Here is an 11,267-nt window from a genome sequence, read left to right on the forward strand (position 1 = left end):
TGGGGGTCAGCGGTGCGTTAGCGTGGGTCATGAAGGCCTCCGGTCAGTGATGCGATGTGTCAACCCACATCCTGCCGGAGGCCTTCACACAACCTCAGCCCTGTTCACAACCTCCCGAGGAAGTACAGCTAGAGGCACGCGGCGAGAGCGTCGATGTCATTGACCTCGCTGCCGACGGCTTCAACCCGGTCATGTCCGCCCAGGACCTGGCCAGCTGGCGCAAAGGCGTGCCCATGGATGAGCGTGTGGCCGACTACCAGCGCCGTCTCGCCGCCGCGGATCGGCTCATCCTCATCTTCCCCGTGTGGTGGGAGCTCATACCCGCCTCCACCAAGGGCTTCATCGACAAGGTATACGCCAAGGACATCCTCTACACGTCCGGGGAAGGCAGGTTCGGGATGCGCACCCGTCTGCCGGGAACCGAGGTCGTGGCAATCACCACCATGGGCACCCCGGTGGCCGCCTACAAGTACCTGTTCGGCAAGCCGCTGGTCAAGGCCCTTTCCGTCGGACTGTGCTGGAAGACGGGGATGAAGCGCTTCCGGTGGATCCCCTTCTCCGGGGTGGACAGACTGACCCTCGAACAGCGTCAGAAGATGCTGGCTGAGGTCAGGATCTGACGGGGCGATACGCGTCCCGACAGGCGACGTCAGTGATAGCCGAGGCCGCAGGAAGTCCTCACTGTCGCCGACGTCCTAACACAAGCGGAGCCCCCATGTTTCGAGACATTATAAAATCACTGCAAGGTCTATATTGTTTGCAACTTCTGACACTCGACAGAGACAAAAGTATGAAGTTTTTAAAGGAGTGAACAGTCGTTAAAGTTCCGTGTCTTCGAAGGGTGGTGGCGGTGCTACGATCGCGCTGATCAGGTGCACTCAATGGAGGTGTGGGAATGTCTGCCCCGGCGGGTTGGTATGACGATGGTTCTGGGCGTCAACGATGGTGGGACGGCAGTGCGTGGGGTGTCTACGCGCAGGACGTCTCCTCGGCCCAGATGGAGGTTCGTCCGGTTGGTTACGGTGAAGTAGGCACTCCGGTCGCTCAGTCTGCAGATGGTCCAGGAATGCTCGGCAGACTGGGGCGGGCCGTTAAGGGGGCAGCCCTGGAACAACGGGAGGTGGCGCAACGGAGGCGTCGAGAACGCGAAGAGCGTGAGCAGGAGGCTCGTCGAAGGCAGGAGGAGCTTGATCGTCAGGCTGGGGCGCTGGTGACTAGCGGAGTGTTCGGAGACGCGCATGTTGAAATTTTTGAGAATGGTTACGTTCGCATCAGCGAGTCATTAACTGTGGAGATCTCAAGGCGCCAGGAGAGGTTGAATTCATTATCTAGTCGGCCGGTGCGGCATTCTCAGAGTTTGAACTCGATGATGTCGTCATTGCCCTACGAAAAATTGTTGTCGATCTCCTTCTCGCGAGGTGGTGTGGTTGCGTCACAGCCTGATCCGATGTCCGATATCGTTAAAAGTACGACAATGAAGGCTGTTGGAGTCTTGGCTAAGGGTGGTTCTGGTGTCTTAAAGGCTTCCGTTCCGGGGGTGGCGATCGCCGGTGTCGGATATCTGGCAAAAAAGGTGGTGACGGGCAAATCGGTGCTTACGATTGCCACTGACCGCCAGATTCATACGTTAACCAATCGCGCTGTGGTGGCGAGTGCGGGTATTCCGTTGATCAAAAAAGATCAGGAAGATGTTGGTGAGATTCTGGAAAGGGTTGGAAACTCGGTTCTGACGGCTCTTGGGTGTGGGCCTGTGGGGTCGAATGTCCCTGCTCTGCCGTCTGGGCAGGTTGAGATCCCTCAAGGGGGCACTCCTGCTGTTTCCTCCGCAGATGTTGCAGAACGTATTCGCGATCTGGCTGCGCTGCGTAAGGACGGTATTCTCGACGATAGTGAGTACTTCGAGGCCAAGCGCAAGCTACTGGGTAAGCTCTAAGGGAGCGTTTCACGATGCCGGGAATGGTCACGATGTGACTGATTTTTACTCGGTAAGTATGTGGCTATTTTGAAACGTTAGAATTGCCTATTTTCTGGTTGCTGGTATTCGCAGACAGTGCCGTTCTGGCTACGATGGATGATGCAGCGGATGTTGCTGCACTCGTTTGTCTCAAGTCTGTCTCATGTCGACGTCTTGTCGGATAGCAGGAGCCACAATGTCGTACCCTCCCCAGTCCTATCCGTCCCAGCAGTACCCGCCCCAAGGACAAGCGCCTATGTCGATGCAGCAGGCACCAGTGCCTGTGAAGAAGGGGCGCAATACAGTCGGAATCGTCGCCCTTGTCATGGCGGTGATCGGTTTCATCTTCGCCTGCGTCCCCGGTGCCCTCATCGTTGGCTGGATCCTCCTGCCGGTCTCCTTCATCCTGGGGCTGGTGGGTCTCTTCCAGAAGGGTAAGGCTTCTTGGCCCGCGATCACGGCGGTGATCGTCTCAGTGGTCGGCACGATCGTCGGTGTCATCGTCTTCCTCGCATTCCTGGGGAATGCGATCGATGACGCCGTCTCCTCCACCAGCGCCGTCTCGGCGTCGGTGGCCCCCGGTGGGGCGGCAGCGGATGCGGGTGGTGCGGGGTCCGCCGATTCCTCGCAGGGAAGGACTCGTGAGAACCCTTATCCTCTCGGTACCGAGATCTCCGGTAAGGACTGGAAGGTCGTCATCAACTCGGTCACGTTCAACGCCAATGACGCGGTGGCTGCGGCCAACGAGTTCAACGACCCGCCTGCCGACGGAAAAGAGTATGTCCTCATTAACTACACCGCCACCTACATCGGCAACGAGGCGAGTGGGGAGTCTCCGGCATTCGTGTCGGTCGACTATGTGACGCCAGGTGGCGTGACCGTTGACGGAACCGACTCGATCGCCGTCGCCCCGGACGCCCTCGACTCTCTGACGACGCTGTACAACGGTGCGAGCGTCACCGGAAACATCGTCCGGGCCGTTCCCATCGACGGTGCGCAGGACGGGGTACTGGCGGTTCGTCCCGGACTGCTCGCTGACAAGGTCTTCGTCGCCGTGAAGTAGTACCGAAGCGGTGATGTCGGTCTGAAGCCGCATGTCGTGATGTCGGGGTCGGTCACCTTCTCGTGGCCGGCCCCGACGCCGCTCGGATGTCCAAGTCGGCCGTCCAAGGAATGGACTGTGACGGCAGCGACATTGACAGGCTTCGGTGATGGTCCGCATATGATTGCGCCGAACGCGCCGCCGGCACTGGGCCGCGGTCGCACACCCCGAAGGACACACCATGACGAGCACCGGACGCCGCGCCACCGCGCTGCCGCTCGTCGTACGCACCGCGCGGACTGAGCGCGCCGCTGCGCCCTCCTCGTCCTTCGCCCCCTCACACGCCATGAACCAGCAGGTCATGGCGTGTTGTTGTCGCTGTATGCCGTAGGGCGTCCGCACTCCTGGCAGCCCCCGCGTGATCGCGGCCCGACGCTTGCACGTCGGGCACGCCCCGGGCCGGCTAGCAGCCCACCTGTACGGACGTCCTCACCCCTTCCAGGGCCGTGAGCGCAGCGACGTCCGTAGCGCGCGGCCACCGAACCGGGACCGAAGGAACTCCTGTGTCTGCCGCCTCCTCAACCCTCCTCACCACCGCGACCCCCAACGCCGCCACCACCACCCGCGACTCCGACGAGGCCCGCGCCGTCCGCTCCGCCAGGCGCCGCGCCACCGCGAGATTCGCCCTCACCCGCCTCATCCAGGGCGCCTTCGTCGTCTGGGTCGCCGTCACCATCACCTTCATCGGCCTGCACCTGGCCCCCGGAGACATCGTCGACACCCTCCTGGGCCAGGACCGCGACGACGCCGAGCTGCGCGCCAAGGTCATCGCCGAATGGGGCCTGGACCGCCCGGTCATCGTCCAGTACCTCAGCTACCTCGCCGGCATCCTGCGCGGAGACTTCGGCACCAGCTACGCCCAGCACAAGCCGGTCCTCGACATCTTCACCTCCCAGATCGGCGCCACCCTCCAACTGGCCGGAGCGGCCCTGACCATCGCCGTCGTCGTCTCCCTGAGCCTGTCCCTGTGGCTCGCGGGAAGGCAAGGCACCGCCCGCACAGTCGTGGGCAGCGCCGAGCTCGCGGTCCTGTCCGTCCCCAGCTTCTGGCTCGGCCTCATCCTGCTGACCATCTTCTCCTTCCGGCTGCACTGGTTCCCCGTCGTCGGGAACAACGGCCTGAGCTCCCTGGTCCTGCCCGCCCTCGCCATCGGGATCCCGCAGGGCGCCTACCTCACCCAGGTGCTGCGCGAGGACCTCGACGGCGAGCTGGAGCGCCCCTACGTCCTGACCGCCCGCTCCCGAGGCGCCTCCCTGGCCCGCACCAAACGGGTCCACGCCCTGCGCCACGCCTCCCTGCCGGCCCTCACCATCGGAGGCCTCATCGTCGGCGGACTACTCGGAGGCGCCGCCATCACCGAGGAGGTCTTCGGCCGCCCCGGCCTGGGACACATCGCCGTCAGCGCCGTCCAGAGCCAGGACATGCCCGTGGTCCTGGGCGTGGCCTTCTTCGCCAGCCTCGTCTTCGTCATCGCCTCCACCCTCGTGGACCTCGCCGCTCTGGCCCTCGACCCGCGTCTGCGCCAGACCCGTTCCTGACGCGGATCTCCGCTCGGAACCTCAGAGCCACCTCAGAGCCACGTCAGACTCAGCATCCCTGCGCCTCAGCCCCAGGAGCCCCTCATGACCAGCACCGCCAACGAATCGACCTCCTTCCGCCTGTCCTCCAGAGCCGCCGGCACCGGCCTGGGCGGAATCCTCACCCGCCTCGTCCAGCTCAGGCGTGGGCTGCAGGTCTCACGCCGTCCCCGCCCGTCCACGGTCATCGCCGCCATCGTCTTCGGAGCGGTCGTCCTGGCCGCCATCGCCCCGGGCCTGTTCACCCGCACCGACCCGCTGGCCATCGACGCCCTCCAGTTCAACGAGCCGCCGTCGGCCGAGCACCTGCTGGGCACCGACTACCTCGGACGCGACCTCCTGGCCCGCGTCATCCACGGCGCCCGCTACTCCCTGACCATCGGGCTCGTCGCCACCGCCGTCGCCGTCACCTTCGGCCTGATCATCGGCCTGCTGGCGGGCATCTCCCCGCGCTGGCTGGACACCGCCCTGGCCCGCCTCATCGACGTCCTGGCCTCCTTCCCCGCGATCCTCCTGGCCCTGGTCGTCATCGGTATCACCGGCACTGGCATCGTCAACCTCGCCATCACCCTGGGCATCGCCACGATCCCCACCTACGCCCGGGTGGTGCGCGCCCAGACCCACCGGGTCATCCGCTCCGACTACGTCGCCCAGGCCCGCACCTTCGGCCTGACCCCCGGCAGGCTCGTCCTGCGCCACGTCCTGCCCAACGCCCTGGGAGTCGTCCCCGTCGTGGCCACCATCGAGCTGGGCGGGGCGATCATCGGCGCCGCCTCCCTGTCCTTCCTCGGGCTCGGGCCGCAGCCGCCCACACCCGAGTGGGGCGCCATCCTGGCCGACTCGCGCGACTTCCTCATGCTCGCCCCCTGGACCGGGATCCTCCCCGGCCTCGTCCTGACCGCCACCGTCATCAGCGCCAACATCCTGGGCCGCTCCATCAAGCGCCGCTACGAGAGGAGGAGCGCATGAGCGCCCCCACCACCACTCCGATCCCCGCACCCGCCTCCTCCACCGACGCCGAGAGCCCACTGGTCGACGTCGAGAACCTCACCGTCACCTTCCACCGGCCCGGAGCCGGCGGAGGGCACGAGGTTCGGGCCGTGCGCGGCCTGGACCTGACCATCGCCCCCGGCGAGGCCGTCGGCATCGTGGGGGAGTCCGGGTCCGGCAAGTCCGTCACCGCCCGCACCCTCATCGGCCTGACCGGGGGAGACCCGCGGATCTCCGCCACCCGCCTGGAGGTCGCCGGGCAGGACGCCACCGACCTGACCGACACCCAGTGGCGCACCATCCGTGGCCGACGCATCGGGCTCATCCTCCAGGACGCCCTCACCTCGCTCGACCCGCTGCGCACCATCGGCAAGGAGATCGCCGAGGCCCTGCGCCTGGCCGACGTCGTGAACACCGAGCGCCGGAGTGCGGGCGAGCGACCCCTGTCCGGGCGCGCCCTGGCGGCCGCCGAGCGGGAGCAGGCCATCGCCCTCCTGGAGGAGGTGGGCATTCCCGAGGCCGACCTGCGAGTCGACCAGTACCCCCACGAGCTCTCCGGCGGCCTGCGCCAGCGCGCCCTCATCGCCTCCGCCATCGCCGGACGCCCCGACCTCATCATCGCCGACGAGCCCACCACGGCCCTCGACGTGACCGTCCAGGCCCAGGTCCTCGACGTCCTGGCGGCCCGCCGCGCCACCGGCTCCGCCCTGCTGCTCATCAGCCACGACCTGGCCGTCGTCGGGCAGGTCTGCGACCGCATCCTGGTGATGAAGGACGGTGAGGTCGTCGAGTCCGGCCCCTCCCAGACGGTCCTGACCAGCCCCCGCAACGCCTACACGCGCCGACTCCTGGCCGCCGTCCCATCGGCCGCCTCCCGCGGGCGCCTCCTGGCCACCGACGCACGCGCCCCGCAGCGCCAGAACCTCTCCGAGGGCCCCGACGCCGAGCCCCTGCTGACCGCCCGCGACCTCGTCAAGGACTACCCCGGCCCCAGCGGCACGGTGCGCCGCGCCGTCGGCGGCGTCGACGTCGAGGTCCGCCCCGGCCAGACCCTCGGCGTCGTCGGCGAGTCCGGGTCCGGCAAGTCGACGCTGGCCCGCCTGCTCATCGCGCTCACCGAGCCCGACACCGGCGCCGTCGCCCTCGACGCCGAGCCCTGGTCCCCGCTGCCGGACCGACGCCGCCGCACCCGGCGCCACCGCATCCAGATCATCAACCAGGACCCGATCTCCTCCTTCGACCCGCGCTACAGCGTGCGCGACGTCATCGCCGAGCCACTGCGATCCCCGGCCGCCGGTCGGCGCCGCCCGAGCCGCGCCCAGGTCGCCGAACGGGTCCGTGAGGTCGCCGAGGTCGTGGGGCTGCCCCTGGACCGCCTTGACGCCAGCCCGCTGGCGCTCTCCGGCGGGCAGCGTCAGCGCGTCGCCATCGCCCGCGCCCTGGTCACCGAGCCCGACATCCTCATCGCCGATGAGCCCGTCTCCGCCCTCGACGTGTCCATCCAGGCCCAGATCCTCGACCTGCTGGTCGAGGTCCGCGCCCGTACCGGCGCCGCCATCGTCTTCATCAGCCACGACCTGGGCGTCGTCCACCACCTCGCCGACGAGGTCCTGGTCATGAAGGACGGCCAGGTGGTCGAGTCCGGCGACGTCGACACCGTCTTCACCCGGCCGGCCCACCCCTACACGCGCCGACTGCTTGAGGCCCTGCCCTCCCTGCCCGCGGCCGAGGCCGCCTGAGCCGGGGACATGATGAGCACTGACAACACCGGCGGAACCGGCAGCACCGGCGGCCCTGTGAGGGTGCGGCTCGCCGAGCCGTCCGACTACGAGGCCGTACGTGCCCTGCTGCTGCGGGCCTACGAGTCCCGATTCTGGATCACCTCCGCCTACCGGTCCATGCTCCTGGACATCGAGGGGCACGTGGCCGATCCCCGCCCGGACGGGCACGGCGGGCAGACCCGCGGGGAGGACCTCCTCCTGGCGGTCGACGGCGAGACGATCCTCGGCGCCGTCTTCGTTCCGAGGGACACGCAGACCGGGCCCGACGGCGCGGTGGAGCAGTCCTTCGGCCGCCTCGGCGTCGACCCGGCCTCCGCAGGCCGCGGCGTCGCCCGCACCCTCGTGGAGCACGTCGAGGACCTGGCCCGAGAACGCGGAGCCGAGCGCATCGCCATCCACTCCGGCCCCCAGATGCACGGCGCCCACCGCATGTACGAGCACCTCGGCTACCGGCGCCGTCCCGAGCGCGAGGACCTCGTTGTCGACTCCGGGCAGCGCCTGCTCGTCTACACCCGCGAGCTGGACCGCTCCGATGACGTCACCGGCGTCTTCGGGCAGGCCGACCTCCCCGTGGCCTCGGGCCGCTACCGGCTGCTCGCCTCCGCCGCCGACGACTGGTCCCGCCTGCAGACCATCGTCCTGCGCCTGACCGGCCTCGATCAGCACGTGGCGATCGAGTGGACCGACGACGGTACTGCCGGCACTGCTGCCACCATCGGCGTCAGAGGCCCGGTCACCCCACCGGCCGTCTACGACTCTCTCACCGACCGGCTCATCAACTCAGATGGCAACCTGTTGTCCTATGAGTGGGTTACGGCGTGGCGGTCGTTGCATGGGGTGGGGGCCCCGGATCTGTATCCGGTGGGTCTGCGTGATGAGATTGATGCGTTGAATCAGCAGTTGTTCGATGATGTGAATAATGGTCCGTACAAGGTGTTGTTCGCTGGTTCTCTGGGGGCTGCCCGGGTGGCGAAGGGGGTGTGGGAGGCCAGGCTTGCGGAGCTGGACTTCCGGTTGGCTTCTCGTCGGTATCTGTTCGGGGAGCGGTTGACGGACTCCGATGTGCGGTTGTTCGTCACGTTGGCGTCGTTCGATCAGGGGTACCGTCCGTCGTTCCCGGCTGAGCTGGGTGCGGCGGCGCGGATCACTGACTTCCCGTACCTGTGGGCCTACGCCCGCGACCTGCACGCCACCCCCGGATTCGCCACCGAACGCGAGCTGCGAGCCACCGGCATCCTCACCCAGCCGGACGGCCGCTACACCGCCGGCGTCCACCGCGATCAGACCCCCGTGGATGGCAACCCCCTGGCCCGCTGGTCCGAGCCCGCAGGCCGCGAGCACCTGGGCGGCTCGCCCCCGCCCTCTGCCGTCTCCGCGATCGCGCCCTGGCGCCGCCAGCGCATGTGGACCGCCGCCCGCCACCACGAGACCGACCGGGAAGACCCCGAGTTCATGGCCGCCTGCACCGCCCAGCGCCAGTAACGCCGTCGAGCACCCCTTACCCGAATCCCGCCTGAACGCCCCAGGAGAACACCATGATCAACCGTCGTCTCTTCCTCACCGGCCTGGCCGCCACCGCCGCTGCCGCATCCACGATGAGCCTGGCCGGCTGCGGCGGCGCCTCCAACGGCCAGCCCATCAGCGGCGGCACCCTGCGCTTCGGCTACGAGACCGAGCCGACCACCCTCAACCCGCACCTGTCCAGCCAGGACACCGTCACCCCGCTGCTGCGCAACGCCTTCGACTCCTACCTCTACCGGGACGCCCAGGGCACCTACCACCCCTGGCTCGCCGAGTCCTACCAGCTCAGCGAGGACGGCCTGACCCTCACCCTGTTCCTCAAGGACGGCATCACCTTCTCCGACGGCCAGGCCCTGAGCGCGCAGGCCGTCGTGAAGAACTTCGACAAGTTCACCGAGAAGAGCTACACGGCCACCAACCGAGTGGGGCGCGCCAACCTCGCCTCCTGGCAGGCGGCCGACGAACGCACCGTCATCTTCACCCTCACCCAACCGGACAACCTCTTCCTGTCCTACCTGTCATCGGTGAGCGCCACCCCGCTGAGCCCGACCTCCCTGAACGCCGAGAACCTCAAGTCCGGAGGGCCCGGCATCGCCGGCGTCGGCCCCTTCACCATCACCGACTACCAGCAGGGCGCCTCCCTGACCTTCTCCAAGCGCGAGGACTACGCCTGGGCGCCCGAGGCCCTCACCGGCCGCCAGGGGCCCGCCCACCTCGACGCCGTCCAGGTCTCCTTCCTGCCGGAGGCCTCGACCCGGGTCGGCTCCCTGCAGTCCGGTCAGCTCGACATCATCTACGGGGTCCCCGCCCAGAACGTCGCCTCCCTCAACGGCACCGGCGGCTTCTCCTACCAGGAGGTTCTCAACTCGGGAACCCCCTACTCGCTGTACCTCAACGTCTCCAAGTCCCCGCTCGACGACGTCCGGGTGCGCCGCGCCTTCCAGCAGGCCGTCGACCTGAGCACCCTGGTCGACAAGGTCTACTACTCCACCGCCAAGCGGGCATGGTCCGCCATCTCCCCGGTCTCGGCCTTCTACGACTCCTCCCTGGAGGGCAGCTCCATCACCTTCGACGTCGATGCGGCCAACGCCCTGCTCGACGAGGCCGGCTGGACGGGACGGGACTCGGCCGGCTACCGCACCAAGGACGGCAAGCGCCTCACCGTGCGCCTGGTCTCCGGAGCCATCTACGTGCGCGACTCCCGCGACACCCTGAACCTCGCCATCGCCGACCAGATGAAGAAGAACGTCGGCATCGAGTACATCTTCCAGCCCGTCGACGACGGCACCGAGACCGAGCGCTCGGAGGCCAACGACTACGAGGTCTTCGACAACACCTACAACGCCCCGGACGTGGCCACCGCCCTGGACCTGCTCTACAACTCCGACCCCGCCAAGGGCGTCATCGCCCGCGGCCGCTACAAGGACGCCGGCGTCGACGAGTGGCTGAACGCGGCCCGAGCCCAGAGCGACCAGGAGGCGCGCAAGGCCACCTACGCGAGCTTCCAGAGCTACGTCGTCAAGGAGCAGGCCTACGTGCTGCCCCTCTACGTGCCCCGCAACTCCCTGGCCTACTCGGACAAGGTCAAGGGCACCCTCGTCGACGAGGGCTCGGGCAGCGTCTTCAACGCCTACAACATCTGGCTCGTCGGCTGAGCCGCCCCGCCCGACTGCTACCACCCACCTCCCACCACGAACGGAGAGTCCCATGACCGCCACCCCCGCAGCCGCGCAGTCCTCAGAGCCCGACCCCCTGGCTCCCGAACGGCTCGTCGAGCAGACGCCCGACGGCGCCTTCAGGCGCCGGACCAACCACTTCCGCACGCTCTTCGGCGACGGCCCGGACCAGGCTCCGGTGGCCTCGGGGCGCTACCGGCTGTTCGTGTCAGCCGGCTGCGGCTGGTCCAGGCGCCAGACCATCGTGCTGCGCCTGACCGGCCTCGATGAGCACATCTCGATCGGCTGGGTGGGCTCACGCACGAGCGAGGGCCGCACCTTCGACAACCAGCCCGACGGCGTCGACCCCGTCACCGGCGCGCGACTGCTCGACGACCTCTACCGGGACACCCAGCCCGACTACGAGGGACGGGCAACGGTCCCCACGGTCTACGACCTTGAGGAGAAACGAGTCGTGAGCAACGACTACCACCTGTTTGGGCTGCTGGGTGTTTTTCGGACACTGCTTGTTTGGTGTTTCAGGCTGCCTTGGTTAGGCTCAGGAATTCTTGCTCGACCTCGTTAGGTGTGCGGTATCCCAGGGCTGAGTGAAGGCGCACATGATTGTATCTCAGCTCGATCCACGAGGCAATATCGTTGATCGCCTTCTGTCTCGTGGGGTACACC

10 protein-coding genes are annotated in these 11,267 nt (G+C 67.4%); 9 read left to right on the forward strand and 1 reads right to left on the reverse strand.

The features are described from left to right. Positions 1–56 precede the first annotated feature (56 nt). The 9 genes from HCR68_RS13310 to HCR68_RS13350 all read left to right on the forward strand — a co-directional run bounded on the left by HCR68_RS13310 (position 57) and on the right by HCR68_RS13350 (position 11,166). Complete coding sequence (locus HCR68_RS13310) at positions 57–620, forward strand: NAD(P)H-dependent oxidoreductase (RefSeq protein ID WP_167150262.1); 564 nt, start codon at positions 57–59, stop codon at positions 618–620. Positions 621–895: 275 nt separating this feature from the next. Beyond that, a complete protein-coding gene (locus HCR68_RS13315; RefSeq protein ID WP_167150280.1) occupies positions 896–1,933 on the forward strand; it encodes a DUF2510 domain-containing protein in 1,038 nt (345 codons plus the stop codon). 277 nt (positions 1,934–2,210) lie between these two features. Next, entirely contained in the window at positions 2,211–3,017 is an 807-nt protein-coding gene (locus tag HCR68_RS13320) for a DUF4352 domain-containing protein (RefSeq protein ID WP_243859137.1), read from the forward strand. Positions 3,018–3,559: 542 nt separating this feature from the next. Next, entirely contained in the window at positions 3,560–4,594 is a 1,035-nt protein-coding gene (locus HCR68_RS13325) for an ABC transporter permease (protein ID WP_167150266.1), read from the forward strand. An 84-nt stretch (positions 4,595–4,678) separates the two neighbouring features. Next, on the forward strand, positions 4,679–5,602 hold the full coding sequence (locus HCR68_RS13330) for an ABC transporter permease (protein WP_167150268.1): 924 nt from the start codon (positions 4,679–4,681) through the stop codon (positions 5,600–5,602). Next, entirely contained in the window at positions 5,599–7,362 is a 1,764-nt protein-coding gene (locus HCR68_RS13335; protein ID WP_167150270.1) for an ABC transporter ATP-binding protein, read from the forward strand. Before HCR68_RS13330 ends, HCR68_RS13335 begins: the two co-directional genes overlap by 4 nt. 12 nt (positions 7,363–7,374) lie before the next feature. Beyond that, on the forward strand, positions 7,375–8,886 hold the full coding sequence (locus HCR68_RS13340; protein WP_167150272.1) for a GNAT family N-acetyltransferase: 1,512 nt from the start codon (positions 7,375–7,377) through the stop codon (positions 8,884–8,886). A 53-nt stretch (positions 8,887–8,939) separates the two neighbouring features. Then, positions 8,940–10,580 (forward strand): ABC transporter substrate-binding protein, encoded by a 1,641-nt coding sequence (locus tag HCR68_RS13345; RefSeq protein ID WP_167150274.1) that lies wholly within the window; start codon positions 8,940–8,942, stop codon positions 10,578–10,580. Positions 10,581–10,632: 52 nt separating this feature from the next. Next, positions 10,633–11,166, forward strand: coding sequence for a hypothetical protein (locus HCR68_RS13350; protein WP_167150276.1), 534 nt, complete (start codon positions 10,633–10,635; stop codon positions 11,164–11,166). On the opposite strand, the gene HCR68_RS13355 is transcribed toward HCR68_RS13350, so the two are convergent. Continuing rightward, positions 11,120–11,266 (reverse strand): integrase core domain-containing protein, encoded by a 147-nt coding sequence (locus tag HCR68_RS13355; protein ID WP_243859138.1) that lies wholly within the window; start codon positions 11,264–11,266, stop codon positions 11,120–11,122. The genes HCR68_RS13350 and HCR68_RS13355 overlap by 47 nt on opposite strands. Between the last annotated feature and the right edge of the window lies 1 nt (position 11,267).

Source organism: Actinomyces sp. ZJ308 (assembly GCF_011752065.1).
Lineage (GTDB): Bacteria > Actinomycetota > Actinomycetes > Actinomycetales > Actinomycetaceae > Actinomyces.

What these genes read in the sequence shown, in the direction of transcription:
- HCR68_RS13315 (WP_167150280.1), top strand. Translation starts at nt 896, where the DNA reads ATGTCTGCCCCGGCGGGTTGGTATGACGATGGTTCTGGGCGTCAACGA.
- HCR68_RS13320 (WP_243859137.1), top strand. Translation starts at nt 2,211, where the DNA reads ATGTCGATGCAGCAGGCACCAGTGCCTGTGAAGAAGGGGCGCAATACA.
- HCR68_RS13330 (WP_167150268.1), top strand. Translation starts at nt 4,679, where the DNA reads ATGACCAGCACCGCCAACGAATCGACCTCCTTCCGCCTGTCCTCCAGA.
- HCR68_RS13335 (WP_167150270.1), top strand. Translation starts at nt 5,599, where the DNA reads ATGAGCGCCCCCACCACCACTCCGATCCCCGCACCCGCCTCCTCCACC.
- HCR68_RS13340 (WP_167150272.1), top strand. Translation starts at nt 7,375, where the DNA reads ATGAGCACTGACAACACCGGCGGAACCGGCAGCACCGGCGGCCCTGTG.
- HCR68_RS13345 (WP_167150274.1), top strand. Translation starts at nt 8,940, where the DNA reads ATGATCAACCGTCGTCTCTTCCTCACCGGCCTGGCCGCCACCGCCGCT.
- HCR68_RS13350 (WP_167150276.1), top strand. Translation starts at nt 10,633, where the DNA reads ATGACCGCCACCCCCGCAGCCGCGCAGTCCTCAGAGCCCGACCCCCTG.